The sequence below is a fragment of the Pseudomonas auratipiscis genome, assembly GCF_036324085.1.
GTDB lineage: Bacteria > Pseudomonadota > Gammaproteobacteria > Pseudomonadales > Pseudomonadaceae > Aquipseudomonas > Aquipseudomonas auratipiscis.
Genome location: NZ_JAZDCU010000001.1, coordinates 425,551 through 451,074, shown reverse-complemented (window position 1 = coordinate 451,074; position 25,524 = coordinate 425,551). Strand labels below are relative to the sequence as shown.

Sequence of the window (25,524 nt, the reverse complement as noted above, 5' to 3'; positions counted from 1 at the left end):
GGTTCTCCACACTCAAGCCGACATCATCTTTTTCCACTGCTGGTAGGCCGCACGCATGCCGGTTTCGGCACTCACGTCGGACACCAGGCCGTCTTCGCTAGGCTTCTCGCCCGGCAACCCGCGGTTGAGCATGATCCACAGGTCTTCACCGGCGTTGGCACCCTTCTGTACGCGCTCCCACGCTTCGGAGTCGTCCGGTGTGCCAAAGCCCATCGGGCCCTGGAAGTGCTCATGTAGGCGCAGGCGATAGCGGTTAGCGACGGCCGGGCCGCCGTCCATGGTGATTACCGAGTGGTGAATTTCGGTTTCGTTGACCGAAATCGGTTGCAGCACGCGGAAAAACGCCATCGAGCAGGCGACGTTGGGGAACAGGTTGAGGTTGAAGCCCGAACCGCCGACCGCACGCACGATGCGCCGCACTTGTTGTTCTTCGATGCCTTCGTCACGCAGCTCGGCGGCCAGCGACTCAAAGCGCTCAGGAATGGGTTTGTCCAAGTCGGCCTCTAGGTCGACCAGGTCAGGGATCATGACCATGACGCTGTGACCGTTGCCCAAATCTTCGACGTAGCCCGGGCCTTTGACGAAGTCGAACAGCTCCAGGGTTTGTTCATCGACCGAGGACAGGAAGCTCTTGTGCACCAACGGGAAGTGGTATGCATCGGTGGTGTTTTCCAGCTGGATCTTCCAGTTGCCCGGGAAGCGGAAACGGTGTTCACCCGGTACTTTGATGCCGTAACCGGCACCCTGCTTCATGAACAGGTCGATCCACTTTTTCGCTGCACCGAGGAAGTCACTGAGCGGCTCGATGTCATCTTTGAAGGTGGCGAAAATCATCCCGTTGTAGGTTTCGACGCGCAGGCTCACCAGCGGCAGTTCGGCCTTGTCGATGCAGTCGCCGTAGCTTTCCGGGTGCGGAATGCCGCGCAGCGAACCGTCCAGGGCGTAGCCCCAGCCGTGGTACGGGCAGACGAAGCTAGCGGTTTTACCCTTCTTGTGTTCGCATACGGTGGCACCACGGTGGCGGCACCGGTTGAGCAGCACGTTGATGTTCTTCTTGCGGTCACGCACCACGATCACCGGCTGTTTGCCGACGTAGGTGGTTTTGTAGTTGCCGGCTTCCGGCACTTCACTTTCGTGAGCGACCCACACCCAGGTGCTGTAGAAGATTTTGTCCAGTTCGGCATCAAACAGTGCCGGGTCGGTGTACAGCGAAGTGTGGACACGGTCAGCCTGCACCAGATCGGCAGGGTCGACCGCCAGGTTTACAGCGGGGATCAAATTGCTCACGGTATCTCCTTGCCGGATCAAATTCCGGCAACACGGCGCCTGCGGCTGCAATAAGAATCGCAACTGTGGCGTTAATTTTTTAAATGCAGTGTTACTCAGTGCGCGGCGAAGTTGCCGTCAATCAAGCGCGTTGAATAATCAACTCGCGCCCGACGCGGGCTTCAACTTTTGCATAGCGCCACAACTTGTATGTGCCCTCGCCCACCGCGGTTACGCGGAACAGATTGCAGGCGGCATGAACCGTCTCGATGTTCGGTACATCGGCCAGCAGGTAGGTGGTCCAAGGAAAGCCATCGGAGGGGCCAACCATGCCTTTGTCGTCATCCATGTTGCCCAGCACGTTCACGCCTGGCAGGTCATGAATGCCGTTCCACATTTCGCTGAAGGCGGCCCACACTTGCAGTTGTTCTTCGCGCGGGGCATCAAAGAAGTTTTGGTTGATACCCATGCAAAACAACACACGCAATGCTTTGTAGTCACTCATGATAAGTTCTCGTTAATTAGATATAGCCAGGAAGCGGTTGTTTGCCGAAGAAGATTGCGCCGGCGTTCTGATAAGTAACGTCGCCCATGAACGCATGCTGGGTAACTACTTGCGCATCATTGACGCAGCGGGCCAGCGGGCTTTCGTTGTACACCCCGGTCATCCCCGAGAGCATTTGCGCGGTACGGGCAACATCGGCAGCAACGCGGGTGGCGTGGGTCGAAGATAATCGCAGCAAGTTGGTGGCGGCCGCTGGCACCGGGTCGCCGGCGAGCACATGGCTCCAGGCCTGATCAATCGACTCGTAGAAGAACGCCCGTGCCGAACGCAATGCCGCTTCTGCCTTGGCGATGTCTACCTGGGCCAAGGGGCGATCGGCCAATGCCGGGGCGCCGGTCACCGAGATGCGACCACTGGCCATGCCGGCCAACTCGTCCAGTGCGGCGCGGGCAACACCCAAGCCCACCACCGACAGCACTTGAGTGGCAAACGACAACGACGGGTAACGGAAGAACGGCTCATCAAGATTGGACGGGCCGCCGCGCACGAAGGTCCATTGCTCAGGCACCACTACGTCATCGATCACCAGATCGTGACTGCCGGTGCCCAACAAGCCCACGGTGTCCCAGGTCTGGTCAATGCGCACTTGCGATTGCGGCATGACGGCAATACGAGGCAGGTCGAACTTGTCACCGTTTTTCGGCGCGATACCGACGCCAACAATATCAGCACCCATGGAGCCGCTGGAGTACTTCCAGCGACCCTTGACCTGGAAGCCGCCAGGCACCACTTCAGCCGGTTGCGGTGGGAAGATGCCGCCGGCAAATACCACGTCCGGGCCGTTGGCGTACACCTGAGCAATGGTTTCCAGGGGCAGCGCCGCCAGGTACACCGGGCTCATGCCGAAGCTTGCCACCCAGCCTGCCGAGCCGTCGGCGTGGGAAATGCGTTCAATCATTTCGCAGAACTGCGCTGGCGAGCATTGGTTGCCGCCAAAGCGTTTTGGCACCAGAGCGCGGTATACGCCATGGACCTTGAAAGCATCGATGACGTCACGCGAGATGTGCCGCTGGCGATCAAACTCACTCAGCCGGGCACGCTCCCGAACACCGTCAAGCAAGGCTTCAAAGGCAGCACCACTGGCAAGCGCAGACGCAGGTGCAGCGTGCGAAACGCTAAGCGGATTCATAGAGAAACTCCGTCTTCAGTAACGGTTGTAAGGACGATGAGCAATGGGCAGTAGAGCGAGAATGCTCTTGGGGTAGCGCAGCAAGGCTGGCTAGGACAAGCAGGATGGGTCGGCATGATCGAGTACCTTTCTTGTTTTGGTGCCGTGGAGCGAATTTGCCTCCAATTACGTGAATAGTCAATGGAATATTCACTCTTACCAGCGGCGATAACCCACGCATAAAACGGCCAATCGATTCATATAAAATCAATATAAATATATGATTAATAACGTTTTTATGTTCATGCTCGAGCTGCAGCCACATGAGTTACCTGAAGAATATTGGAAAAATATTTTTGTAATTTTTACGGCCCGCTGACCAGCGGTGCTACCGTGTCCCCACAGCCGAGCACCTGCTGCGAGACGTTAGCCATGCCTGCAAATGCCCTATCGGAACTGACCTTTCAGGACAGCCGTTTAAAGTACCTCTACATCAGCCACCAGAGAGGCTCGATGCGCGCCGCAGCGGATGAATTCGGCGTAGCGGCCTCATCCATCAGCCGCCATATCGCCAAGCTTGAGCAGGAGCTGAACATCGAGTTGGTCAAGCAAGGTGCGCACCGCGTTGAGCTGACCGACGCAGGCAAGGTCGTGGTCGAGTACTACCAGACCCGCCTGGCGCACCAGCAGGACTTGTTCAGCAAGATGGACGATTTACGTGGCCAGCAGCAGAACTTAGCGGTCATAGCCGTGGGTGAAGGCTTACTGGACGCTCACGCGATCAGCAGCCTCAATCACTTTTTGCGCGAGCACAGAACGCTGCGCACCGAGATCATCAGTGCGCCCTCCTATGAAGTGCAGCGGATGGTTGCGCAAGACCAAGCGCACCTGGCGGTGATCTTCTCGCCGTGCCCGGCCGCTCAGTTTTCAAAGCTGTTCTCACTGGCGCAACCGTTGTGCCTGATCGTCGATCGCAATCACCCGCTGGCCGGACGTACACGCGTGAGCCTTGAAGACTTGAGCAAAACGTCGCTGATTCTGCCGGGCCCCAAGTTTCGCGTACGAGAACTGCTCGATCTGGCCTGTGCCAACATTGACTTGAAGATCGAGCCGGCCATTATCACCAACTCGCTGTCGGTGATTCTCGATTTTGTGCGCACTGGCGCCGGTGCGACCTTGCTACCCGAAAGGCCGGTGCGGGAGGAACTGAAATCCGGTGCACTCAGAGCTATCCCCATCGACTGTCCGCTTATGGAGCACACCGAGATACAGATCGTTACCCGCCGCTCACGACGCTTGCCCGAGGTCACTCAGGCGTTGGCACTGGCACTTGCCAAAGCCCTGCGTACTTCGCCGGTACGCTGAGCACTGCTGCGCAGCACATCGCCGGCAAGGCGCTATGTAAGGGAACTGTTGCACAAAGCGCAACGACATCGTCGCCCTCTGTCATTGAGCCCTCCCCCCCGCCCCCGTAGCTTCTGCGCATCCAGCGACGTTGCTCGCAGGCCACTGTGTGGCGTTCGCGTAGCACAGCATACAAAAACAGCAGCCAACGACCTTGAGGCGTATCCATGAGCCATCAACTGTATGAGTTGATCCGTTTGACCCTGCGCGTTCGTACCCCGTCGCACGCCTTGCCCAAGCTGCAAGCCGCCCTTGGCCATGCCCTTGAAGGCGTTGAATTGGTGGGCTGCTGGGTGTCCGAAATTGGCCCGCAGAACACCATTGCAGTTATGCGCAGCTTTGCCTCAAGCGAAATCAAGGACGCCGAACGCATGCGCCTGTTGCTCGCAGCCGATGGCCTGGGCATCGGCGAGTACCTGTTGCACCAGCACATTGACGACTATTGCCTGTTCCCATTTCTGCAGCCGCTGCCAGCGGGAGAGCACGGCCCTTTCTACGAACTGCGCGAGTACAACCTGGTGCCTTCTGGCCTTGAACCCACCTTGCAAGGTTGGGAAAAAGCCGTTGGTCCACGCACCGGCGATGACTACTCCCAGGTGTACGCCGCCTTCTATGCCACCAGTGGCCGCGTACCGCGCTACCTGCATATCTGGCCTTACTCAAGCCTGGAGCAGCGCCTAGACGTGCGTACGCGCGCGGTCAAAAACGGCGTTTGGCCACCCGAAAACTCGGCACCGCAACTGCAAGAAATGAACTCAGTGGTGTACCTGCCCGCCGCGTTTTCTCCTCTTTGTTAAGGCACCGCGATGAAAAACAGCTTGAGCATCCAGAGCAAAATCATTTGGCTCGCCAGTTTGTGCCTGATTACCGTGGTCGGCCTGCTGGTCAGCTTGTCCTTACAGCAAACCCGCACCAGCACCGAAAGCGCCAAGGACTTTGCCAGCCAGATACTGGCGCAAGCCGCTCAGCGTACCCTGCAAGACAAAGCCCAGATACAAGCCCTGCAAGTACAGAACGGATTCAACAGTGCCTATCAATTGGCTGCTGGGCTCGGACGCCAGGTGCTGTTTCTACGTGAGCGCGCACAATCAGGTGAGCAAGCCGTCGCCACGCGTCAATCGCTGAGCACCGAGCTGCGCAAGGCCGCTGAAGATCACCCGGAGGTCCTCGGACTGTTTTTGATCTTCCAACCCAACGCACTGGACGGCATCGACGCCGCGTTCAAAGGCAACACCGACCTTGGCAGCAACGATGCCGGACGCTTTGCCGTCTACTGGTTGCAACCCAACCCCGGCGTATTACAAGCGGTACCGGGCGACGAAAAGCTGCTGACAGACACCTCGAAAGGCCCCAGCGGCGCGGCTTTCAACACTTTCTTTACCTGCCCTGTCGAGAGCGCCAAATCCTGCCTTCTCGAACCGTACTTTGATGAATCCACCGGCACCAAGCGGTTGGTCACAAGCATTGCCCTGCCGCTGATCGTCGAGGGCAAGGTCATTGCCGTCATCGGCCTGGACATCAACCTGCAAGTCCTGCAGAAGGATGCCCAGGCGCAAGCGCAAAGACTCTATGACGGACGAGCCGGTATCTCCATCATCAGCCCCTCCGGCGTGCTTGCCGCGCACACCGAGTCGCCTGCCCAATTGGGCAGCGCCCTGCAGCAGGTTATGCCGACACAAGCCGCGCAGATCCTCGCATTGCAGAAACAAAACCGTATTCAGGCGTTGGACAGTGCCGATCAAATGCAACTGCTGGCACCGATCCAACCCATCGCTGGAGCCGAGCCTTGGGGGGTGTTGGTCAATGTACCGCGCAGCATCCTGGTCGCCCCTGCCGAGTCGATGAAAAGCTGGATGGACGGCCAACGCTGGAAGTCGTCCGGAATTGAACTGTCGCTCGGTTTGACGGCAGCGTTGCTGGGCATTGTGATGATGTGGTTTGCCGCCAAAAGCATCACCCGCCCACTGCTGCGCGTCAGCGAAATGCTCGATGACATCGCCGAGGGTGAAGGTGACCTGACCAAACGCCTGTCCTATGCCAAGAGTGACGAACTCGGTCGCTTGGCCCGCGCCTTCAATCGCTTCCTCGACAAACTGCAACCGGTGATTGTCCAGGTGCAACAATCGCTGGGAGGGGCGCGCACCACTGCCAATCAATCGGCGCTGATCGCTGAACAAACCAGCATCGGCATGCAGCAGCAGTTCCGCGAGATCGATCTGGTGGCCACCGCACTGCACGAAATGACCGTTGCCGCGCAATCGTCGGCACAAAGTGCAGCCTATGCCGCCGACGCCGCCCGCCGCGCCGATGAAGCGACCCAGGAGGGCTTGGCAGTGGTCTCCCTGACATCCGGCGCGATCCAAACCCAAGCCCACGCGATGACTAGCGGCATGGCGCAGTTGCAGTCACTCGGAGACAGCAGCCAGCGAATCGGCTCGGTACTGGAAGTAATCCTGTCCATCGCCGGGCAAACCAACCTGCTGGCCCTCAATGCGGCCATCGAGGCGGCCCGCGCTGGCGAGGCAGGCCGCGGCTTTGCTGTGGTAGCTGATGAGGTACGTGGGTTGGCGCAACGCACCCAACACTCGGTGGAAGAAATCCGCCAGGTGATCCATGACCTGCAGGACGGCACCCGCGATGTCACCGAATCGATGCACGCCAACCATGAACTGGCCCAGCAGAACGTCGCGCAAGTGCAGCAAGCGGTACGCACCCTGGAGCAGATCGGCCAGGCGGTGAACGAAATCACCGATATGAACCTGCAGATCGCCAGTGCCGCTGAAGAGCAAAGCAGCGTTGCCGAAGAGATCAATCGTAACGTTCAGGCCATCCGCAATGTGACCGAATCGCTGTCTGGGCAGGCGGAGCAGTCGGCGCTGATCAGCCAGCGGTTGACTGCGCAGGCGGATCATCAGCAAGTGCTGATTCAGCTGTTTAAGGCGTAAATGATTGGGTAGTTTTGAGCGTCATTTGCGTATCCAGTTGCGGCCGGCGAATTTGCAGACATAGGCCAAATGAACGATTCGCCAGTGCGCCCTTTACGCTGCACTGACTGCTGTTGATGTCGCCACCATCAGGAGAGCAGCATGCCGCAGATTCTAGCGAACAAGATCGCCATCATCACCGGTGCCAGCCGAGGCATCGGTGCCGCGATCGCCAAGCGCTTTGCCGCCGAAGGCGCTCGGGTTGTGATTACTGCCCGTACCGGCGAGCCAGGCGGCAGGCTACCCGGCTCATTGCAGGAAACCGCCGATTACATCTGCAGCCGGGGTGGAAAATGCTTGAGCATCACCGGCGATCTATCCAAGGAAGAAGACCGCGAACGCATCATGGCGCAAACGCTCGAGCACTGGGGTGGTGTCGACATTCTGGTCAATAACGCAGCCTTTGCACGCTTCGCCCCAACCCAGGAGCAGCGGGCCAGGCATGTGCAGCTGTCGCTGGGAATCAACTTCATTGCACCGCTGCACCTGAGCCAACTGGCTGTACCAGTGATGGTTGAACGCGGTGGCGGCTGGATCCTCAATCTGTCCAGTGCAACTTCACAGCGACCTGGTTGTGGCCCTTACTACAGCGATGACCGCGCCTACCGTTTCCATAACACCGCCTCGCCCAGCCTGTACGGCGCCACCAAGGCGGCGTTGGAACGTTTGACAGCAGGCTGGGCCATGGAACTGGCCAGCCAGTCGATTGCCATCAATAGCCTCGCACCGGTCGAAGCGGTGGCCAGTGAAGGTGCGCTCGACACTGGCAGCATCGATGATCAGGCGATATTCGAGCCGATCGAAGCGATGGCCGAAGCCGCCCTGGCGCTCTGCTCAGGCCCCCGCCAGTCGCTGACCGGGCGTAATGCCTGCAGCCTGCCATTGCTGGAGGAACTGGGACTAAGCGTGCGCGCCCTGGATGGCCGGAGCGAACTCGCCCCACAGGCTAATCAATGACGTAGGAGCTAGCTTGCTGGCGATCGAGTGCACAGCGCTCGCAAAACCACGTTCCACGGCCAACCTGGCGCTGGCATTGCTGCCGCTGCGCGCCAGATAACGAACCAAAGCCCGCTCCCACAAGGTCATATGTGCGCTTGATCAGGCTTTTTGCAAGGCGCGTGGACGCTGGCTGCGTTCACCTGCGGTTTTATCCACTGCGGCCTGAAGCTGGAAGCTGAATTGCAGATCGGCAAAGTACGTTGCTTCCAGGCCGCGGTTTTTAGCCGCTTGTGCGTCGTCGATGAAGTTCAGTTGGCCAATCAGCCCGTCACGTGTGGCGTAGGCAAAGTCGTCCCAGAGGTATTGGTCACCCTCAAAGTTGATTTGCGTGGTCAGGTGACGATAACCAGGCGCCGAGATGAAGAAGTGAATATGCGCCGGGCGCTGGCCATGACGGCCCAGGTGGTTGAGCACTTCTTGCGTGGTGCCTGTCGGTGGGCAGCCGTAGCCGCACGGTACGATGCTGCGTACGCGGTAGCTACCTTGGGCATCGGTGAGGATGCGCCGGCGCAGGTTGTATTCGGACTGACTTGGGTCGAAGTACGAATAAGTACCCTTGGTGCTGGCATGCCACACGTCTACCGTAGCGCCCGGAACCGGCTGCCCTTCGGCGTCTACCACACGACCGTGCAGGTACATCGCGATGCCAGGGTCGGTACCGTCATCCATGCGCGCCTCGCCCTCGGTCAACGGGGCCCCAGCTACGTACAGCGGGCCTTCGATAGTGCGCGGGGTACCGCCACTGAGCCCGGCCTGGGCATCCTTGGCATCTTGCAGCAAGTCCAGAAAGTGCTCTATTCCCAGGCCTGCGACCAGCAATCCGGCTTCCTGGTTACTGCCCATGCGGTTGAGGTAGTCCACCGCTTTCCAGAACTCGTCGTCGGTGATTTCAAGGTCTTCGATCAGTTTGGCGCTGTCTTGCAATACACGCAGGATGATTTGCTTGAAGCGTTTGCTGCCCTGGTCGTTATCAATACCGGATACTTCTTTGAAGAAGTTTTGAACATCAGCGGTGTGTGAGATTTTCACTGTCATTGTTATCACCTGTTATTTATTGTTTTAGCAACGGTTCAGCGATCGTCAGCGTGAATGGAAGACGGATGACGGCACAGGCCGTCAATCTCGATGTTCATGTACGGGAACAATGGCAACTGCGTTAACGTGTCATGCAATGCTTCAACACTGGGCAGATCAAATACGCTGTAGTTGGCGTAGTGCCCGGCAATACGCCACAGGTGGCGCCAGGTGCCTTCTTGTTGCAGGCGCAGGGCCAATTCCTTTTCATCGGCCTTGAGTTTGGCAGCGGTGTCCGGGGCCATATCGGTGGGCAGTTTTACGGTCATCTTTACGTGAAAAAGCATCGGTGGTTCCCTCTATCAGCGGCGAACGAAGCGCGCCACGCGCTCTTCATCCAAAGTCAGGCCCAAGCCCGGGGTGCGCGGTACATGCAGGTGGAAATCGCGATACAGCGGCGCTTCAGTGACGATTTCTTCGGTGAGCAACAACGGGCCAAAGAGCTCGGTGCCCCAGGTCAGTTGGTTCAACGTGATAAAGGCATGGGCCGAGGCCAGCGTGCCAACGCTGCCTTCGAGCATGGTGCCGCCGTACAGGGCGATGCCTGCGGCTTCGGCGATATGCGCGGTGCGCAACACGGCACGTGGCCCGCCGTTTTTGGCGATTTTCAAGGCGAAGATGCTTGCCGCGCCGTCGATGGCCAGGCTCAGCGCGTCCTCAACGCATTCGATGGATTCATCGGCCATGATCGGTGCCGGGCTGACGCGACTAAGGTGCACCTGCCCTGCTCTGTTGTTGCGTGAGATCGGTTGTTCGATCAAATCGATGCCGTTCTCGCCGAGCACCCGGCAAGCACGTACTGCCTGAGATATGTTCCAGTACTGGTTGACGTCGACCCGCACGCTGGCGCGCTCGCCCAAGGCCTTTTTGATCGCAATGACATGGGCCAGATCGATGTCGACCGGGTTGGCGCCAATCTTCAGCTTGAAGATGCGATGACGACGCAGGTCGAGCATCTGCTCGGCTTCGGCAATGTCGCGGGCGGTGTCGCCAGAGGCCAACGTCCAAGCCACTTCGAGACTGTCACGCACACGGCCGCCGAGCAGTTCGCTGACCGGCAACCCAAGCCGCTTGCCTTGAGCGTCGAGCAACGCGCTTTCGATACCCGACTTGGCGAAGGTATTGCCCTTGGCGAGTTTGTCCAGTTTGAGCATGGCCGCATTGATGTTGTCTGCCGGCATGCCGACCAATGCCGGAGCTAGGTGTGCATCGATGTTGGTCTTGATGCTTTCCGGGCTTTCGTAGCCGTACGCCAGTCCGCCAATGGTGGTGGATTCACCAATGCCTTCGACCCCATCACTGCAGCGCAAACGCAGGATTACCAGGGTTTGCTGCTGCATGGTATGCATCGCCAACTTGTGCGGGCGGATGGTCGGCAGGTCGACGATCAAAGCGTCAAGGCTTTCGATTATGGCGTTTGTCATTGTTCGAGTGTCCCGTCAATTGAGGCGCAGCTGGCTAGCTTAATACAATATATTTCACTTGATTATTCAAGCATTGCACGAGAACCTGACCGGCGTCCAATATCAAAAAAATCTGCCACCATACCCAGGAGGTCTGATGGAGCTTCGCCACCTTCGCTACTTCACGGTTTTGGCCGAAACCCTTAATTTCACCCGCGCCGCCGAACTTCTTCACATGGCTCAGCCGCCTCTGAGTCGACAGATCAGTCAACTGGAGGAACAAGTGGGGACGTTGTTGGTAGAGCGCGAACGGCCGCTACGTCTGACCGAAGCCGGGCGCTATTTGTACGAGCACACCTGCACCCTGCTTGGGCAACTGCAAACCATCAGCGATAACACCCGGCGCATTGGCGAACGCAAGCGCCAATGGCTGGGGATAGGCTTTGCGCCGTCCACGTTATATGCCGATTTGCCTGAGCTGATTCGTGCGCTGCGCAGCGACGAGGGCCTGGAATTGGGGCTGAGCGAGATGACCACCGTGCAACAGGTAGAGGCGCTGAAAAGCGGTCGGATCGACATCGCTTTTGGCCGTATTCGCATTGACGACCCAGCGATCTATCAGCAGGTACTGCGTGAAGATCCCCTAGTGGCGGTGCTTCCAAGTGGCCATGCGTTGGCAGGCAAGGCTCTAGCGCTGGAACAACTGGCTAAAGAGCCCTTCGTCCTTTACCCGGCCAACCCGCGGCCTAGCTACGCCGACCACGTACTGGCCTTGTTTGCGCAACATGGCATGAGCATCAAGGTCAGTCAGTGGGCCAATGAGTTGCAGACGGCGATCGGGCTGGTAGCGGCAGGCCTGGGGGTTACCTTGGTACCCTCCTCGGTTCAGCAGCACCGCACCGGGGTCGAATACGCCGCCCTGCTCGACCCCAGTGCTGTCAGCCCGATTATCCTCAGTCGCCGCACCGGTGATGTCAGCCCGATTGTTCAGCGCTGCTTGGCACTGGTGGAGCGAGAATCCAGCGCCTCCAGTTGACGACCAAGGCATTGTGATGCGTTTCGAACCCTCGCCCACCTTCGCATCAGTTAGTTTTAGCCACCCAGGCATTGAACCGCTGCTCAAGCTCTTCTCCATGATCAACCCAGAACTCATTGTTCATGGGGATTGCCTGCGCCAGGTTAGCGGGGGCTGAGTTCAGACGTGTTGCCATGGCTGGATCGAGAAGTGATGCGGTGTGCAGGTTGGTCGAGCCATAGCCAAGCTTTACGGTATGGATTTTCTGGTTTTCCGGGCGTAGGGAAAACTCGATGAACTGTTCGGCGACCGCCTTGTTCTTGCTGCCCTTTGGAATCGCCCAGGAGTCAATGGCATAGATGCTCCCCTTCCAGACGATCTGCACCGGCGCTCCTGATTCTTGGGCAGAGAACACCCGACCATTGAACGCAGTGCTCATCACCACATCGCCACTGGCGAGGAATTGCATTGGCTGCGCGCCAGCCTCCCACCATTGAATGCTGGATTTGATCTGATCGAGTTTATTGAATGCGCGATCGACCCCTTCTTTGGTGCCCAACACCGTATAGATATCGGAATAGTCCACGCCATCGGCCATCAAGGCAATTTCCAGGGTGTATTTGGCGCCCTTGCGCAGACTGCGTTTACCGGGAAACTTCTGGGTATCCCAGAAATCATTCCAACCGGTCGGTGCAGCACTCAACTTCTCGCTGTTGTAAGCCATCGCCATCGACCAGATCAACAAGCCAGCGCCACAGTCCGATAGTGTGCCTGGCACGAAGTCTTCCTCTTTACCCAGATGCGCCATGTCCAGTTGCTCGAACATCCCTTCTTCGCAGCCGCGTATCAGTTCCGGCGCTTCGACCTGCACTATGTCCCAATTGACGCTGTTGGTATCGACCATGACCTTGATCCGGCCCATTTCGCCGTTGTACTCGCCAGCGATCACCTTGTTGCCGGTGGCCTTCTCAAACGGTTTATAGAAAGCCTCCGATTGCACATCTTTACTTACGCCGCCGAACGAAATCACTGTTATCTCGTCGGCCATGGAACTCGACGCCATGGCGGCGAGCAACAAGGTTCCAATAGCTTTGTTTTTCATTTCTAGCCCTTAGGATTGTTAGTTTTGGCAGATATGCACGGCAAGGTAATAACTTCGTGGTGATCGGTTGTCGCCTGTCAGCTGCGGTAATCTACGGGATCATTGGCGATCAGGCGCAGTGCTGAGTTCCAAGCAAGTTGATGCAGTTGTTGGTCGATCTCGTCATCGGACTGTTGGGCAGTCAATTCACAGACCGCCTCTGTCGGGAAGCGCAACGCTTGTCCGCCAGCGAGTGCCTGCACCTGAGCCTGGCAAGCGCGCTCAAGGAAGTAGATCTGATTGAAGGCTTCGGCGATGCTGCCGCCAGTTGCAAGCAACCCATGATTGCGCAGGATCATCGCCATGTGCGGGCCCAAGTCGGCAACCAAGCGGGCGCGCTCGTCGGGGTTTAACGAGATACCTTCATAGGTGTGGTAACCCAGGCGCCGGTAAAACTTCAGGGCATGCTGACTGATCGGCAATAGCCCTTGCTCTTGTGCAGATACGGCGATACCCGCTGAGGTATGGGTGTGCACCACGCAATCGATATCCGGACGCGCCGCATGAATCGCCGAGTGGATATTGAAACCGGCGCGGTTGACACTGTCGGGACCGCGCCAAGGGTCTACTACATTGCCCTCATGGTCAATTTTGATCAAATCCGAAGCACGCATTTCGTGGAACAGTACCCCATAGCAATTGATCAGGAAGTGTCCTTCCTCGCCTGGCACCCTGGCGGAAATGTGCGTGTCGATCAGGTCGGTCATGCGAAAGTGCGCGAGCAACCGATACAGTGCCGCCAGGTCACAGCGGGTTTTCCACTCTTCAGGGGAGATCTTGCTACGGTCTATTTTCAGGAGGGTATCGTGCATGGCGGATCCAGGTTCGTGATATGTTCTGCTGATAAATCGATCGGCTATGGCCCGATCTTGCCGCAGCACCCTACTGGCGGCCATACACAGGAAATGCCGTTGGCTGGCATCACTGTTATGGTCTTTTTACCGGTACACGTGCCTGCCCATGCCCTGCTTGAGCGAAAGTTTTATGATGTTCCTGAACCCCAGTTCCCAGGCGCCGCTGGTTAGCCAGATCGTTGCAGGCATAAGCTTGGCGATCAAACAACAACAGCTGCGTCCTGGCAGCAAGTTGCCCTCGATCCGCAGGCTCTCGCAATCGCACAATGTCAGCCACTTCACCGTGGTCGAGGCCTATGATCGACTGGTTGCGCTGGGCTTATTGAAAGCCGTACCCAATGCGGGTTTCTACGTACGGGAGCCGGCGGAAAGCGTTATCGACGAGGCGCCATGCGAGACAGTTGCCCCTGACTACGCGTTTGATTTCGACGCACATCTGCTGTTGCAGCGAGTCTTCCAACCAATGGGTATGGAAGTCCGTCCTGGTGTTGGGCTGCTTCCTGAACAGTGGACCGACGACGATGGCCTGCAACGTAGCCTGCGGATCCTGGCTCGCAGCGCACCCAGCAGTTTCTCCGGATACGGCATTGCCAAAGGCAGCGCAAAGCTGCGCAGCAAGCTGGCCGAGAAACTGGCGGATAGCCAGATTGCCGCCCACCCCGAACAAATCATGCTGACCAGCGGCGCCAGCCAAGCCCTGGACCTGGTAGTGCGCTATCTAGTGCACTGCGGCGACAGCGTGCTGGTCGACGAGCCGGGCTATCACAATCTTTTTCTAAACCTGCATCTACAAGGTGCCAAGCTCCTGGGCGTGCCGCGCACTCGTGATGGCATTGATCTGCTACAGCTTGAGCGATTGATCGTTCAGCATCGGCCAAAGGTGTTCTTCACCAACACCCGCCTGCAATGCCCGACCGGCACCAGCTTGTCGCTTGCGGTCGCCCATCGCCTGCTACAACTGGCAGAGAAGTATGATTTCCTGATCGTCGAGAACGATATCTATGCTGATCTTGACCCAAGCGGCCAGCAGGCGCTGGCCGGGATGGATCAGCTGTCGAGGGTGATTTACATTGCCAGCTTTTCCAAATCCATAGCCCCGGCATTGCGAGTGGGCTTCATCGCTGCCCATCAGGAACTGATCGAAGAGTTACTGCCGTTAAAATTGGTCAGTGGCCTCACAAGCTCGGAAATAACAGAAGAGCTGGCCCTTGAAGTGTTGCTGCAAGGGCGCCATCGCAAACACGTCAAACAGCTGCAAAGCTATCTGGCCGAGGCCCATGACAGCGTCGCTCGACGCCTGCGCAGTGTGGGCATGGAGCTATTTGTCGAACCACGGGCAGGCCTGTTCTTGTGGGCGCGACACCCACAGGTCGTTGACTCCACGGCACTGGCCATGAAGGCCAAGGAAGAAAAAATCCTCCTCGCTCCTGGGCAATTGTTCATGCCGGATACCCGCGTACTGCCATGGATTCGCTTCAATGTGGCCCATTCGATGGATGAACGAATCTATCGCTTTCTTGGCAGCATCTGACCAGTTTGGATCGATAAAGAGACCTCGATCACTCCGCTCAAACGGTTTGCGGCCCGACCCGCGCAAAATTCCAACCGGCACATGCAGTGCCGGGGAATCCCTTTGAGTCCCCAGCGACTTTTAGTCCTCGAAGCATTGAGCTTTTAGTCTCTTGCACAGGCCATCTGTTCATGTAGGAGAAACCGTCATGAACCCATCAAAAGAGTTACATGCGACCATTATCTGCTTGCAAGAAGGAAGGATTCTGTTCGTGCGCAAGGAGGCTCCCGAATGGTCTCTACCGGGTGGCAAAATTGAGCCACTAGCGGGCCTGCTTTACCCCGAATAGTTCTACCGCAGATGAGCTCAGCGCTGAGCGGCAAGAACTAGCAAAAGGGTGCGGTGAGTGGCTTCAGGATTTGCGCTGCCCGTCTTTTCTAGCCGTTTTCTGCGCAGTCGAATCATGCACAGTTCCAGACGAACCATCCGGTCGATGAGCATCATTGTCACGCTCTTGTTCGCCATTCGTTGGGGGTGGTGCTCCTGTTTTCGCCTGACCTTCATTGTGCTTTTTCATTGTCTGCCCTACCCCTCTTCAGTGTTCCGCTGACAACGGAGGGAACCCATCCGCTTGTACTTACACAGATGTCCAGACGAGCAACAAAGTTCATATCAGCGACGTTCATATCGGCGACCAAGCTGAATGGGTTGAACCATTTGCCAACAAATTACGTCCACCGCAAAAGCTCCCTCGAGTCGATAACGAAATGGCATGCGATCCCGTAATGGCAGTGCTCGACTATCTCAAAGACCACCACCTGGTGCTCACCACTGCGGAGTCCTGTACAGCGGGGTGCATGGTTGCATTGCTGGCCGCCTGCCCGGGTACAGGAGAGGTATTGGAAAGCGGCTATGTCGTCTATTCCCCTTCTGCCAAGAAGCGTCTGCTAGGGGTAAATCCTGAGACAATCGAGCGTTATGGACTGACCAGCGAGGCGGTAGCCGGGGAAATGTCTGTAGGGGCGTTGATGGACAGCGATGCCAACGTCGCTGTTGCAACTACCGGGGTGGCCGGGCCTGCCCCTGAATCTGGAGTTTTGCCCGGCACCCTGTGTTTTGCCTGGGCGTTTGCCGGCGAGCCCATCGCAGTGTTTACGCATACTCAGCGTTTTTTCGGGGAACGCTCGGAGGTTATGCAGGCAGGTGCTCTCTATGGGCTGACCCAGCTGACTCACTATCACGAGCGCTGGCTCCGCGAGCGCACACCTGAGGGGAATGGCAATGGCGGACGATGAGCACGTCTCCAGGTACCATCCCGTTCAGGAAGACATGAATCTGCAGCGACGCGTCTGGCGCTTCGAACGAGTAGGTTGGTATGTGCTCGTGATCATTTTACTGCTGGGTTTGGCCGGTCTGTTTGGCAACGGCCCCCTCAGCGATGCTCAGGTCACGAGCGAGGATGGCCGGCTGCTGGTGGAATATCAACGGCTCAGTCGCAGCGGAACCACTGACAGCTTGCGTATCACGGTACGTGGTAGGGCCCAAGAACCAATCATGCTGCAACTCGGTGGCTCCTTACTGCGTGAAGCCAGCATTGAGACCATTCAACCAGCGCCGCAAGTGTCGCGCTCTCAGGGCAAGGCCATCTTGCTCCAGCTGGGTTCCAGCGAGGATGGTAGTGCCACGCTCTACCTGACGTTACGCAGCGAATACGTGGGCACGCTTGAAGGCGTGGTCATGGCAGGCCCATCCAGCGTTGTCCGCTTCTCCACCTTTCTGTTCCCTTAGGAGCACGCAATGGATTCGATCCTCCGTGCAGCAGGAATGTACCTGGCATTGATGCTGCTGTTTCGCGTGGCTGGCAGGCGCTCACTTGCCGACCTTACCACCTTCGATTTCGTGCTGTTGCTGATCATCGGCGAGGCGACTCAGCAGGCGTTACTGGGCGACGACTTCTCGTTTATCAACGCGATGCTGGTGATCTCGACACTGATTGTCCTGGATGTCGGCTTGTCGCTTGCAAAACTGAATTCCAAGCGTTTGGCGCGACTGCTGGACGGCCATGCGACCTTGGTCGTCGAGCATGGACGTTTTTTGCACCACCGTATGCGTCGAGCACGCCTGACGGAGGATGACATCCTTGAATCGGCACGTGACAGCCAAGGGATAGAAAAATTGGAGCAAATCAAATTTGCCATCATCGAGCGCAACGGCAAGATATCAGTGATAGCCGAAGAATAATCCCCGAATACCAATCATCGTCGCAGTCGAGCCCTGTCGCTAAAGCGTTCACTCAATGCGCCATGTACTTCACGCTCATGGCGCGTCATTCAGTGGGTCAAAGGCGTATTACAAATGGAAGTCGCCTGCGGCCTCCGGCTGGTAAAGCACTTTCCTGATTTCAATCCGGCGGGTTCGATCAGAAATTCGCCAGTCAATGGCGTCTCCTTCCTGATAGCCCAGGATGGCGGCGCCGATGTCGGAACACACGGAATGCTTGCCGGCGCTGCTGTCTGCGTCTTCTGGGTAGACCAAGGCCACTTCCATCTCTTCGTCATCCAGTTGCAGCAAGGCCCTGGAATTCATCGTGACCACATTGCGCGCCACTTGCTGCGGTTTGACGACAATGGCGCGCTCAAGCTCATGTTCGAGTTCAACAACGGTCGGGCCTTGCTCCAGCACAATCAGACTCTCGAGCCTGGCCTTGTCGATTTCAGTGATGTAGATCCCCGTGGCGTCGCCAATGGCACCTTCGCGCAGGAACTGCAGGTAGCGTCCTGCGGTCATGGAAAATGACTTCAATGTCGGCGTTTCGCTTTCAAGCAGAAAGCCGCTGCGCACGAAGGCTTTCAGCGAGCGCGCGTTGTCCGGGTGGATCTTGGCGATGAGCTTCTCGGAGCGCATGTCGAGGAAGGCCAGTTTCATGCCTTCGCGGATCGTGCGGGCACCAAGGTTTCGGCCCCATTTGTCGCTGTCGCCAATGACCAGGACGATCTCGCAGTTCGCGCCGGTCTTGATGAGACGGACAAAGCCCACCGGGGCATCATGCCTATCATAGGCCATGAAGAAGCGGCCACCCCGGTTGAATAAATGGGTCAGGATCGGTAGTTGAGTCCGATCGATGACGTGCTCAATGGAGCGGGAAACATCACGCGAATCGCTCAGGTAACAGGTGACGCGTTCATCTTCCAACCAATCTTTCAACGTCAGCGCGTGTGCCCGAGTAATTTCAGGGCACAGCGAAATGAAAGGCTTGTTCATCTTCACCACACTTATTTGTAAAGGATGAAAGCCCTTCATGGCTGTGGCCATGACGGTTCTTTCGGCAACCGGCTATCTTAAGCCATAACGCCAGTAATGCCGAATATCAGGTGGAAAGGATTGAGACTCGGACTGTGTCAGCAGTCAATCGAGCCCTTGCACGGCGACATCGACGGCATCGATAAGAATTTGCGCGTGCTCCTGCGTAAACGCCAATAGCGGTCGTATCTTGAGTACGTTTTCGAGCGGGCCAGCGGCACTTATCAATACCCCTTGTTCACGCATCGAGTTGACGACCTTGCGGGCCTGTTCAGCTGCGGGTTTCTTCGTCGCACGGTCGGTGACCAGTTCAACACCGAGAAACATGCCAGCCCCCCTGACGTCACCGATCACTTCATGGCGCTGCGTAAGCTTGGTCAGGCCGTCCAGCAGGTAGATACCAATGTCATGTGATCGCTGCTGGAGCTGTTCGTCGCGAATGACGTCCAGGACAGCCTGGCCTGCCGCACACGAGACTGGGTTGCCTCCAAAGGTATTGAAATAACGCATGTTCTTTCCGAAGTGGTCGATTACCTCAGCGCGTCCAACGATACCGGCAATGGGTTGACCATTACCCATGGGCTTCCCGAGCGTGACAATGTCCGGACGCACGTTGTGCCTCGAATAACCCCACATGTTCAGACCGGTACGCGCAAAGCCTGGCTGCACCTCATCGGCGATATACATCATTCCTTCTGCTTGGGCCAACGCCACACCTTCTGCAAGGAAGCCCGCCGGCCCTGGCAATACGCCGTCGCTGGCGAAGATGCCATCCAGCAAAATGGCTGCGGGACGGATACCGTGCGCTTTCAAGTCATCGATCGCCGCACGTACATCCGCGGCGAAAGTCGCCGCCACGTTTTCAGCGCCCAAACGGTAAGCGTCCGGCGCGCGAACGGTCCGGACATGCGCCGGTAGCACCATGGCACTACCCAGCGACGGCGAAAGCTCGGCGATATCTCCAGTGACACCGTGGTAGGCAAATCGGGTAATGATGACGCCGGTACCGCCCGTGAACTGCTTGGCGATCCGAAGTGCGAGGTCATTCGCTTCACTGCCGGTACAGGTGAACATGACGCGGTCCAGATCGCCAGAGAATGTGCCCAGCAACTGCTCGGCATAATCGAGAATACCCTCCTGCAAGTAGCGGGTATGTGTATTCAACTGCAGCGACTGCTTGTACATAGCCTCGACCACCCGTGGATGGCAGTGACCAATGGACGCGACGTTGTTATAGGCATCCAGATAACGACGGCCCTGCTTGTCGTAGAGCCAAACGCCCTCCCCTCGAACGGTATGCAGCGGTCGCTCGTAGAAAAGACGGTACGCTGGGCCGAGCAGACGCTCGCGGCGTTCGATCAGGCGTCGTTCAGTGTCGCAAAGCCGGGTTGCGTCCTCTTTAGTAAAACCGTTGACCATGCTCATGCTTGGACCTCACGTAGACACGCTGAACAGATTCGATCTTCGATTTCAGATCGAGACAGCGACGCCATTGCATTCAAATTTGCCCACGCACGTAGGGCGTTTCGAAGGATGTATTCACGATTTTCCGGATGCAGTTCGGCGCGCCATGAATTGATGCACAGGGCCAATGCCAAGCGCGTGGCCAACAGTTCCGGCAGTAGTGCCATTTCTTCTTGAGCAAGCGGATTGTGTTGGTGGTAAGCGCCAATGACATCCAGCGCCGGCTCGAGAACATCGCCGACCGGTCCAAGGTGGTATGACGCGGCAACCGCTACTTCATTGACCAAGGGCGCGTACACCATGTCCCCGAAATCAAGGATGCTGCGCAGGACATCAGGCTGCTCGGGATCAACGATGATATTGTGCGGGTTCATGTCATTGTGAATGACTTGCTTGCGCAGTCCGGGGACCTGCGGCAATACGACGAACGCGTACCGATCAAGACTCTGCTCGACCAAACTTCGCCCCTGACCCGGCTCGATGTGAGCCAGCAGCGGTCGAAGGTGCGCGGCATGCTGCATGTCCCAGAGCAGAGCATGCCCGGCGGCTGGATGAGTGAAACCTTCGAGCGCTACGTCTAGCCGGGCAATGGACTGCCCAATCACTCGGCGAAACGCCGTCGTGGTGCGATTCACGCGGTGAAGTGGCAGTCCCTCTTCAAAAGACATGAGTCGGGCCAGCATGTGCTGCCCATCAACCTCAACCAAGGTCGCATACTGGCCTCGAAGCGACGGATACACGCGTTGAACCGGAAGTTTCGGATCTCGAAGCGCGATTCTTCGCATTGCCTGGTTGTGAAAGTCGACCACGTCGGGGTTCTCAAGCGGATGAGAAAGCTTGAACAAACGAGAGGATCCGTCCTCGAGGAGCAGGCGAAAATTGAGGTCGCGCTCTCCTCCCAGTTTTTCCAGCTTGCCGCATAAGCTAAAGTGCTGCTCGAGCACTGCGCACGCCTGTGCGTCTGTGACCTGCGCTGGGGCAGCTTCTAGCAGGCTGTCATCGACAGCCAAATTTTCAAGTAGCATGACTCGCGTCCTCATCCGGCTTGCTAATGGCGCCCCGAGCTTGCGGGGCGCCATCTATCACTTATTGACCCACGCGTTGAATCGCTCCTCCAGATCTTCACCATGATCGATCCAGAACTCGGCGTCAGTAGCCCGGGCGTTTTTCAGGTTTTCGGGTGCAGTCGGAAGCTTTTCGCCCACTTGCTTATCTACCAGGCTCATCGCGTTTGTATTGCTGGGCCCATAGGGAATCGCTTCGACGAAATTCTTCTGTTGAACAGGCTCACTGGCAAATGCGATGAAGCGCTCTGCCAATTCCTTTTTATTTGAACCTTTCACGATCGCCCAGTGGTCGAGGTCGTAAAGGCTGCCATTCCATTGCATTGCAAATGACTGGCCTTCTTCTTGAGCAGAGGTAACACGACCGTTGTAGGCGGAGGTCATGACCACGTCACCGGCGACCAGCCATTGCAGGGGTTGCGCGCCGGAGTCCCACCATTGGATGTGGGGTTTGATTTCGTCGAGTTTTTTGAAAGCGCGTTGTACACCCGCTTCAGTGCCGAGAAGTTCATAGACATCCTGGTTGCTTACCCCGTCAGCGAGCAGCGCGAACTCCAAGGTGAATTTCGCTCCGCGGCGAAGACCGCGTTTTCCGGGATACTTCTTCATGTCCCAAAAGTCTGCCCAACCTTGCGGGCTGCTGGCGAGCTTTTTGGGATCATAGGTAAGTACCGTCGACCAAATGAATATGCCGACACCACAGTCGCTGACTGCGGCAGGAAGGAAATCCTCCTTGTTGCCTATCCGGCTCCAGTCCAATGGCTCGAACAAGCCTTCACTGCAACCGCGGATCAGCTCGGGAGATTCAACCTCGACAACATCCCAACTGGTTTTGCCGGTGTCGGCCATCACCTTGATCTTGGCCATTTCGCCATTGTAGTCATCCGCCGTGATGGTCGTGGCGCTCTTGGCCGCGAAGGGCTTGTAGAACGCTTTTTCCTGAGCCTGGCGATTATTCCCGCCAAAAGAAACCACGGTCAGCTTTTCAGCGGCATTCAGTGGTCCTGCAATTACGCCAAGCAAAAGTACAGCTGCGATTTTCTTATTCATGCGTCTCTCCAGGTCAGCTACGGGTCGTGGGCAGCTTTAAAGGGATGGCAGTTTTCTTGTAGTGGCAGCAATCGAATGAATGTACGGCTCCCCTGTTGGGGACAGAATCCATTAAAACACATAATAAATATGATGCATCATATTTTGATCTACACTCATTCCCACCAACGAAAGGGATCTCCTCATGACCGACCAACGTACTTTGCTTCTCACCGGTGCCAGCCGGGGCATTGGCCACGCAACCGTGAAATATTTCAGTGCCGCGGGTTGGCGAGTGTTTACCGCCTCGCGGCAAGATCTGGGCGAAGGCTGCCCGTGGGCTGAAGGCCTGGCCAACCATATTCACCTTGATCTGGGCAACGTCGAGGAGGTCCAGAACAGACTCGCAGAAATCAGGGAGAAGCTCGGTGGCCGACTGGATGCGTTGGTTAACAATGCCGGCATGTCACCCAAAGGAACAGAGGGCGAACGACTAGGGGTTTTGGAATCGGACTATGCGACCTGGCTGAACGTTTTCAATGTGAACATCTTCTCGACAGCACTGCTGGCCCGCGGGCTTTTCGAGGAGCTCAAGACAGCCAGAGGCTCGGTTATCAACGTAACCTCGATTGCGGGTTCGCGCGTTCATCCATTTGCAGGTGTCGCTTACGCCTGCTCGAAAGCCGCGCTATCGGCCCTCACCCGGGAGATGGCACATGATTTCGGACCGCACGGTGTTCGTGTCAACGCGATCGCGCCCGGGGAAATCGATACCTCTATCTTGTCCGCCGGCACCGAACTGATCGTTGAGCGATCGATCCCAATGAAACGCATGGGCAAGCCCGAGGAAGTCGCCGCGCTGGTGCATTTTCTCTGCACCAACGGCGCTTCGTACATCAATGGTGCAGAAATCCACGTAAACGGTGGGCAACATGTTTGAGTTACTCGATAATCGCTGCCGGTAGCCTCCCCTATCCAGTCGGGCATGTGCCGCATACGAGTACGCGATGAATTACCCCATTGAGCACCTGAAACACTCATACCTTGGCAGCGGCATCTATGGCTTGCTTCGGGAAGCCTTGATCACCGGCCGCTTCCAGCCCAATGACCGGCTTCGCATACGTGACCTTGCTGAGCAATTGGGGACGAGTGTCACACCTGTACGGGACGCCATTCTTCAACTGGCGAAGGAGCAGGCGCTGGTTCTCAAGACACCGAGGGACATTCGCGTCCCGGTACTGACGTCCAAGCAGTACCTGGAGATCCGAAGCATCCGGCTTTCGCTCGAAGGATTGGCAGCCGAGACCGCCGCATCGTTAGCGACCCCGCAGCAATTGGTGCAGTTGGAAACCTGCATTCAAAACAATCTCGTAGCGATCAAAGACAATGACATGAAGGCAGCATTGACCTTCAATCACCAGTTTCACTTCAGCTTGACGGAAATCGCTGACATGCCGGTACTGACCAGCTTGCTGGACGGCTTATGGATGCGTACGGGGCCGCTCATTGCTCGCGCCTATGGGAGCTTCAATGAACGCATGGCAATTGATCATCACTGGGACGTACTCGATGCACTGAAAAAACGCGATGGCGCCGGCGCTCGCCAAGCGATCTGCAGCGACATTCTTGATGGAAGCCAGAAAATGCTGGAATACGTGCAACTGGAGCACGATTGAATTTCAAGCAGCAAGACCCATGTGCGCCCACCATCCGTATGTCGAAGGCGACGCACACCACGGGTCTCGCAGCAGACGTATAAAACGTCAGCCTCGCTCAATCCCGGGCGAGCCCTGGGTCAGAATGCGCCCATGAAATCGCGCTTGCCGATTTCCACGCCGTTATGGCGCAGAATCGCGTAGGTGGTGGCGTGGAAGAAGAATTGCGGCAGGCCATAGGTCAGCAGGTAGCTCTGGCCGGTAAAGCGTTTTTCTTTCGGCGTGCCTGGACGGGTGATGATTTCACGGCCTTCCTGGCCATCGATCCGGGCCGGTTCAATACTGGCGATGAACGCCTGGACCTTACTTAGCAGCAGTTTCAGGTCGGCAAGTGCGTCTGCGACCAAACCGCTAAAAAAGCTCAACCGGCAAACTCAGAATCAATCGATTCTCGGTAAAGTCATTCAGGCCAAAATCTCGCCCCACTTCGGCGTTGATCCAACGCAGGCTAAGCCCCTTGAGTTGACGGAACTGAAAGGTGTACGTCAGCCCCACATCACGCTCCCACTCGCGGCCATTGGTTGTCTCGGCGCTGTTGATATGGTCGCCGTGGGTGTAGCGCATCAATAGCGTCAAGCCCGGTATGCCCAACGCGGCAAAGTTATAGTCATAACGCAGTTGCCAGGAGCGTTCGTTGGCGTAAACAAAGGTGTTGGCGAACATGTCGTTAGCCAGGGTGCTGCCCAGCGAGCGGTCAATGGTGATCCAGCCGTCCTCGCCGTACATGCGCTGCAGTCCAAGGTAAAAACGGTGCCCACCATGGGCGGCAGACAACAATAGTGAGGCGGCCTGGTTGTCCAGCTTTCCGGCCAGCGAGCGACCTGTGTCGCGAGTATCGAATGCGCCCAGCACGCCGCCCACTGTCCAGGCGCCAAGCGGCTGGTAGTGAGCGAGGCTGTAATAGTTCTGACGGTAGACGTTCTCAAGCTCCGCCGTCCACAGTCCCAGCGCCGAATCCTTGCCAAGGCTGTATTCACCCCCTGCGTAGGTGAATCGGTCAGAGGTCGCGCTGGCAACGCTGCGGCCGCTGACCGACGGGTACAGGTCTTCGCTGTCTGCGGCACTGCGCGGGCTGAAGCTGTGGATGTGGCCAGCATGCAGGGTCAGGTGAGCAAACTCTTTGGAGCTCAACATAACGCCTTGAAAGGTCTGCGGCAGCAAACGGCCGTCGTTGAAACGCAGGATGGGTACCTCGGGTAATAGCTCCCCCAGACGCAGTTCGGTATGCGACAGGCGCAGCTTGGCGGTCAGGCCCAACCTTCCATAACTACCCGGCGCGCGGCCATCGTCATGGTCGTAGGGCAGCAGTTCGGTTGCGGTGCGGTCTGGACTGCTGTCCAGCTTCATGCCCACAAGACCCAGCACGTCCAGGCCCAGGCCCACAGGGCCCGGGGTGTAGCCGGAGGTGCCTTTGACGATAAAGCCCTGGGCCCATTCCCGGCGCTGGCTTTGCACCGCACCACTGTCACTGTAGTCGCGGTCGAAGTAATAGTTGCGCAGCAATACCGTGGCCTTGCTGTCATCAATCAAGCCAGCATCAACCACAGCGGACCAGGCAGACGTGCACAGCAGTGCCGCCCGGGTAATCGGGTTGTTCAAAGCAAACATGGCGAATTCCTTTTTTGTACT

At 57.3% G+C, this 25,524-nt stretch carries 25 protein-coding genes and 3 pseudogenes; 13 read left to right on the top strand and 15 right to left on the bottom strand.

The window, feature by feature from the left end; all coding sequences use genetic code 11:
* Positions 1 to 12: 12 nt before the first annotated feature.
* The 3 genes from V0R60_RS01925 to iacA all read right to left on the bottom strand — a co-directional run bounded on the left by V0R60_RS01925 (position 13) and on the right by iacA (position 2,960).
* Positions 13 to 1,287, bottom strand: coding sequence for an aromatic ring-hydroxylating oxygenase subunit alpha (locus V0R60_RS01925; protein WP_136476093.1), 1,275 nt, complete (start codon positions 1,285 to 1,287; stop codon positions 13 to 15).
* Positions 1,288 to 1,408: 121 nt separating this feature from the next.
* The gene (locus tag V0R60_RS01920) at positions 1,409 to 1,771 is read right to left on the bottom strand and encodes an IacB protein (RefSeq protein WP_136476094.1); all 363 of its coding nucleotides are present in this window, start codon (positions 1,769 to 1,771) and stop codon (positions 1,409 to 1,411) included.
* A gap of 16 nt (positions 1,772 to 1,787) precedes the next feature.
* A complete protein-coding gene (gene iacA, locus V0R60_RS01915; protein ID WP_136476095.1) occupies positions 1,788 to 2,960 on the bottom strand; it encodes an indole-3-acetate monooxygenase in 1,173 nt (390 codons plus the stop codon).
* Positions 2,961 to 3,371: 411 nt separating this feature from the next.
* Here iacA and V0R60_RS01910 point away from each other — a divergent pair, with 411 nt between their 5' ends.
* The 5 genes and pseudogenes from V0R60_RS01910 (at position 3,372) to V0R60_RS01895 (ending at position 8,284) form a co-directional block, all read left to right on the top strand.
* Positions 3,372 to 4,304 carry a LysR family transcriptional regulator gene (locus tag V0R60_RS01910; RefSeq protein WP_136476096.1) on the top strand — a complete coding sequence of 311 codons (933 nt, stop codon included), beginning with the start codon at positions 3,372 to 3,374 and terminating at the stop codon, positions 4,302 to 4,304.
* A 206-nt stretch (positions 4,305 to 4,510) separates the two neighbouring features.
* On the top strand, positions 4,511 to 5,140 hold the full coding sequence (locus tag V0R60_RS01905) for an NIPSNAP family protein (RefSeq protein WP_330078523.1): 630 nt from the start codon (positions 4,511 to 4,513) through the stop codon (positions 5,138 to 5,140).
* Positions 5,141 to 5,149: 9 nt separating this feature from the next.
* Positions 5,150 to 6,430: pseudogene (locus tag V0R60_RS26910) on the top strand (HAMP domain-containing protein); the annotation flags it as partial.
* A gap of 102 nt (positions 6,431 to 6,532) precedes the next feature.
* Complete coding sequence (locus tag V0R60_RS26905; RefSeq protein WP_408005538.1) at positions 6,533 to 7,288, top strand: methyl-accepting chemotaxis protein; 756 nt, start codon at positions 6,533 to 6,535, stop codon at positions 7,286 to 7,288.
* A gap of 141 nt (positions 7,289 to 7,429) precedes the next feature.
* Positions 7,430 to 8,284, top strand: a complete 855-nt coding sequence (locus tag V0R60_RS01895; protein WP_136476099.1) for an SDR family NAD(P)-dependent oxidoreductase — start codon at positions 7,430 to 7,432, stop codon at positions 8,282 to 8,284.
* 141 nt (positions 8,285 to 8,425) lie between these two features.
* Here V0R60_RS01895 and catA read toward each other — a convergent pair whose 3' ends face one another.
* From catA to V0R60_RS01880, 3 genes are read right to left on the bottom strand one after another with little or no spacing between them, the layout of a single operon-like run.
* Positions 8,426 to 9,361: a catechol 1,2-dioxygenase gene (gene catA / locus V0R60_RS01890; protein ID WP_330078525.1), complete on the bottom strand. Its 936-nt coding sequence runs from the start codon at positions 9,359 to 9,361 to the stop codon at positions 8,426 to 8,428.
* Positions 9,362 to 9,396: 35 nt separating this feature from the next.
* A complete protein-coding gene (gene catC / locus V0R60_RS01885; protein ID WP_136476101.1) occupies positions 9,397 to 9,687 on the bottom strand; it encodes a muconolactone Delta-isomerase in 291 nt (96 codons plus the stop codon).
* A gap of 15 nt (positions 9,688 to 9,702) precedes the next feature.
* On the bottom strand, positions 9,703 to 10,824 hold the full coding sequence (locus V0R60_RS01880) for a muconate cycloisomerase family protein (RefSeq protein ID WP_330078526.1): 1,122 nt from the start codon (positions 10,822 to 10,824) through the stop codon (positions 9,703 to 9,705).
* A 136-nt stretch (positions 10,825 to 10,960) separates the two neighbouring features.
* Between V0R60_RS01880 and V0R60_RS01875 the strand changes: the two genes are divergently transcribed.
* Positions 10,961 to 11,839: a LysR family transcriptional regulator gene (locus V0R60_RS01875; RefSeq protein WP_136476103.1), complete on the top strand. Its 879-nt coding sequence runs from the start codon at positions 10,961 to 10,963 to the stop codon at positions 11,837 to 11,839.
* A gap of 46 nt (positions 11,840 to 11,885) precedes the next feature.
* Here V0R60_RS01875 and V0R60_RS01870 read toward each other — a convergent pair whose 3' ends face one another.
* Complete coding sequence (locus tag V0R60_RS01870; protein WP_330078527.1) at positions 11,886 to 12,920, bottom strand: ABC transporter substrate-binding protein; 1,035 nt, start codon at positions 12,918 to 12,920, stop codon at positions 11,886 to 11,888.
* Positions 12,921 to 12,997: 77 nt separating this feature from the next.
* Entirely contained in the window at positions 12,998 to 13,771 is a 774-nt protein-coding gene (locus V0R60_RS01865) for a class II aldolase/adducin family protein (protein WP_136476105.1), read from the bottom strand.
* A gap of 172 nt (positions 13,772 to 13,943) precedes the next feature.
* Between V0R60_RS01865 and V0R60_RS01860 the strand changes: the two genes are divergently transcribed.
* Both V0R60_RS01860 and V0R60_RS01855 read left to right on the top strand, forming a co-directional pair.
* Positions 13,944 to 15,344 carry an aminotransferase-like domain-containing protein gene (locus tag V0R60_RS01860; protein ID WP_330078528.1) on the top strand — a complete coding sequence of 467 codons (1,401 nt, stop codon included), beginning with the start codon at positions 13,944 to 13,946 and terminating at the stop codon, positions 15,342 to 15,344.
* A gap of 187 nt (positions 15,345 to 15,531) precedes the next feature.
* A pseudogene (locus tag V0R60_RS01855) lies at positions 15,532 to 15,645 on the top strand (NUDIX domain-containing protein); the annotation flags it as partial.
* A 44-nt stretch (positions 15,646 to 15,689) separates the two neighbouring features.
* Here V0R60_RS01855 and V0R60_RS01850 read toward each other — a convergent pair.
* On the bottom strand, positions 15,690 to 15,827 hold the full coding sequence (locus V0R60_RS01850) for a hypothetical protein (RefSeq protein ID WP_330078529.1): 138 nt from the start codon (positions 15,825 to 15,827) through the stop codon (positions 15,690 to 15,692).
* Positions 15,828 to 16,090: 263 nt separating this feature from the next.
* Here V0R60_RS01850 and V0R60_RS01845 point away from each other — a divergent pair, with 263 nt between their 5' ends.
* The 3 genes from V0R60_RS01845 to V0R60_RS01835 are packed head-to-tail and all read left to right on the top strand — an operon-like array spanning position 16,091 to position 17,564.
* The gene (locus V0R60_RS01845; RefSeq protein ID WP_330078530.1) at positions 16,091 to 16,618 is read left to right on the top strand and encodes a CinA family protein; all 528 of its coding nucleotides are present in this window, start codon (positions 16,091 to 16,093) and stop codon (positions 16,616 to 16,618) included.
* Positions 16,605 to 17,111 (top strand): hypothetical protein, encoded by a 507-nt coding sequence (locus V0R60_RS01840; RefSeq protein WP_330078531.1) that lies wholly within the window; start codon positions 16,605 to 16,607, stop codon positions 17,109 to 17,111. Before V0R60_RS01845 ends, V0R60_RS01840 begins: the two co-directional genes overlap by 14 nt.
* 9 nt (positions 17,112 to 17,120) lie before the next feature.
* Complete coding sequence (locus tag V0R60_RS01835) at positions 17,121 to 17,564, top strand: DUF421 domain-containing protein (RefSeq protein ID WP_330078532.1); 444 nt, start codon at positions 17,121 to 17,123, stop codon at positions 17,562 to 17,564.
* A 108-nt stretch (positions 17,565 to 17,672) separates the two neighbouring features.
* Here the strand turns inward: V0R60_RS01835 and V0R60_RS01830 are convergent, their stop codons facing one another.
* The 4 genes from V0R60_RS01830 to V0R60_RS01815 all read right to left on the bottom strand — a co-directional run bounded on the left by V0R60_RS01830 (position 17,673) and on the right by V0R60_RS01815 (position 22,201).
* Positions 17,673 to 18,635, bottom strand: coding sequence for a bifunctional GNAT family N-acetyltransferase/nucleoside diphosphate kinase regulator (locus tag V0R60_RS01830; protein ID WP_330078533.1), 963 nt, complete (start codon positions 18,633 to 18,635; stop codon positions 17,673 to 17,675).
* A gap of 93 nt (positions 18,636 to 18,728) precedes the next feature.
* Positions 18,729 to 20,048: an aspartate aminotransferase family protein gene (locus V0R60_RS01825; protein WP_136476111.1), complete on the bottom strand. Its 1,320-nt coding sequence runs from the start codon at positions 20,046 to 20,048 to the stop codon at positions 18,729 to 18,731.
* Positions 20,045 to 21,112 carry a phosphotransferase gene (locus V0R60_RS01820; protein ID WP_330078534.1) on the bottom strand — a complete coding sequence of 356 codons (1,068 nt, stop codon included), beginning with the start codon at positions 21,110 to 21,112 and terminating at the stop codon, positions 20,045 to 20,047. The genes V0R60_RS01825 and V0R60_RS01820 overlap by 4 nt, the downstream gene beginning before the upstream one ends.
* A 57-nt stretch (positions 21,113 to 21,169) precedes the next feature.
* Positions 21,170 to 22,201, bottom strand: coding sequence for a polyamine ABC transporter substrate-binding protein (locus V0R60_RS01815; protein ID WP_136476113.1), 1,032 nt, complete (start codon positions 22,199 to 22,201; stop codon positions 21,170 to 21,172).
* Positions 22,202 to 22,385: 184 nt separating this feature from the next.
* Here V0R60_RS01815 and V0R60_RS01810 point away from each other — a divergent pair, with 184 nt between their 5' ends.
* Both V0R60_RS01810 and V0R60_RS01805 read left to right on the top strand, forming a co-directional pair.
* A complete protein-coding gene (locus tag V0R60_RS01810) occupies positions 22,386 to 23,120 on the top strand; it encodes an SDR family NAD(P)-dependent oxidoreductase (RefSeq protein WP_136476114.1) in 735 nt (244 codons plus the stop codon).
* 67 nt (positions 23,121 to 23,187) lie between these two features.
* Positions 23,188 to 23,856 carry a GntR family transcriptional regulator gene (locus V0R60_RS01805; RefSeq protein WP_136476115.1) on the top strand — a complete coding sequence of 223 codons (669 nt, stop codon included), beginning with the start codon at positions 23,188 to 23,190 and terminating at the stop codon, positions 23,854 to 23,856.
* A gap of 119 nt (positions 23,857 to 23,975) precedes the next feature.
* On the opposite strand, the pseudogene V0R60_RS01800 reads toward V0R60_RS01805, so the two are convergent.
* Together V0R60_RS01800 and V0R60_RS01795 are read right to left on the bottom strand one after the other, a co-directional pair.
* A pseudogene (locus tag V0R60_RS01800) lies at positions 23,976 to 24,224 on the bottom strand (DUF1993 family protein); the annotation flags it as partial.
* 22 nt (positions 24,225 to 24,246) lie between these two features.
* On the bottom strand, positions 24,247 to 25,503 hold the full coding sequence (locus V0R60_RS01795) for an OprD family porin (protein ID WP_136476116.1): 1,257 nt from the start codon (positions 25,501 to 25,503) through the stop codon (positions 24,247 to 24,249).
* Between the last annotated feature and the right edge of the window lie 21 nt (positions 25,504 to 25,524).

Coding starts and splice junctions, on each gene's coding strand:
- V0R60_RS01845 (WP_330078530.1), top strand. CDS start 16,091: ATGGCATGCGATCCCGTAATGGCAGTGCTCGACTATCTCAAAGACCAC.
- V0R60_RS01835 (WP_330078532.1), top strand. CDS start 17,121: ATGGATTCGATCCTCCGTGCAGCAGGAATGTACCTGGCATTGATGCTG.
- iacA (WP_136476095.1), bottom strand. CDS start 2,960: ATGAATCCGCTTAGCGTTTCGCACGCTGCACCTGCGTCTGCGCTTGCC.
- V0R60_RS01880 (WP_330078526.1), bottom strand. CDS start 10,824: ATGACAAACGCCATAATCGAAAGCCTTGACGCTTTGATCGTCGACCTG.
- V0R60_RS01865 (WP_136476105.1), bottom strand. CDS start 13,771: ATGCACGATACCCTCCTGAAAATAGACCGTAGCAAGATCTCCCCTGAA.
- V0R60_RS01870 (WP_330078527.1), bottom strand. CDS start 12,920: ATGAAAAACAAAGCTATTGGAACCTTGTTGCTCGCCGCCATGGCGTCG.
- V0R60_RS26905 (WP_408005538.1), top strand. CDS start 6,533: ATGCAGCAGCAGTTCCGCGAGATCGATCTGGTGGCCACCGCACTGCAC.
- V0R60_RS01815 (WP_136476113.1), bottom strand. CDS start 22,201: ATGAATAAGAAAATCGCAGCTGTACTTTTGCTTGGCGTAATTGCAGGA.
- V0R60_RS01810 (WP_136476114.1), top strand. CDS start 22,386: ATGACCGACCAACGTACTTTGCTTCTCACCGGTGCCAGCCGGGGCATT.
- catC (WP_136476101.1), bottom strand. CDS start 9,687: ATGCTTTTTCACGTAAAGATGACCGTAAAACTGCCCACCGATATGGCC.
- V0R60_RS01905 (WP_330078523.1), top strand. CDS start 4,511: ATGAGCCATCAACTGTATGAGTTGATCCGTTTGACCCTGCGCGTTCGT.
- V0R60_RS01895 (WP_136476099.1), top strand. CDS start 7,430: ATGCCGCAGATTCTAGCGAACAAGATCGCCATCATCACCGGTGCCAGC.
- V0R60_RS01820 (WP_330078534.1), bottom strand. CDS start 21,112: ATGCTACTTGAAAATTTGGCTGTCGATGACAGCCTGCTAGAAGCTGCC.
- V0R60_RS01860 (WP_330078528.1), top strand. CDS start 13,944: ATGATGTTCCTGAACCCCAGTTCCCAGGCGCCGCTGGTTAGCCAGATC.
- V0R60_RS01910 (WP_136476096.1), top strand. CDS start 3,372: ATGCCTGCAAATGCCCTATCGGAACTGACCTTTCAGGACAGCCGTTTA.
- catA (WP_330078525.1), bottom strand. CDS start 9,361: ATGACAGTGAAAATCTCACACACCGCTGATGTTCAAAACTTCTTCAAA.
- V0R60_RS01875 (WP_136476103.1), top strand. CDS start 10,961: ATGGAGCTTCGCCACCTTCGCTACTTCACGGTTTTGGCCGAAACCCTT.
- V0R60_RS01795 (WP_136476116.1), bottom strand. CDS start 25,503: ATGTTTGCTTTGAACAACCCGATTACCCGGGCGGCACTGCTGTGCACG.
- V0R60_RS01830 (WP_330078533.1), bottom strand. CDS start 18,635: ATGGCCACAGCCATGAAGGGCTTTCATCCTTTACAAATAAGTGTGGTG.
- V0R60_RS01850 (WP_330078529.1), bottom strand. CDS start 15,827: ATGATGCTCATCGACCGGATGGTTCGTCTGGAACTGTGCATGATTCGA.
- V0R60_RS01805 (WP_136476115.1), top strand. CDS start 23,188: ATGAATTACCCCATTGAGCACCTGAAACACTCATACCTTGGCAGCGGC.
- V0R60_RS01840 (WP_330078531.1), top strand. CDS start 16,605: ATGGCGGACGATGAGCACGTCTCCAGGTACCATCCCGTTCAGGAAGAC.
- V0R60_RS01825 (WP_136476111.1), bottom strand. CDS start 20,048: ATGAGCATGGTCAACGGTTTTACTAAAGAGGACGCAACCCGGCTTTGC.
- V0R60_RS01920 (WP_136476094.1), bottom strand. CDS start 1,771: ATGAGTGACTACAAAGCATTGCGTGTGTTGTTTTGCATGGGTATCAAC.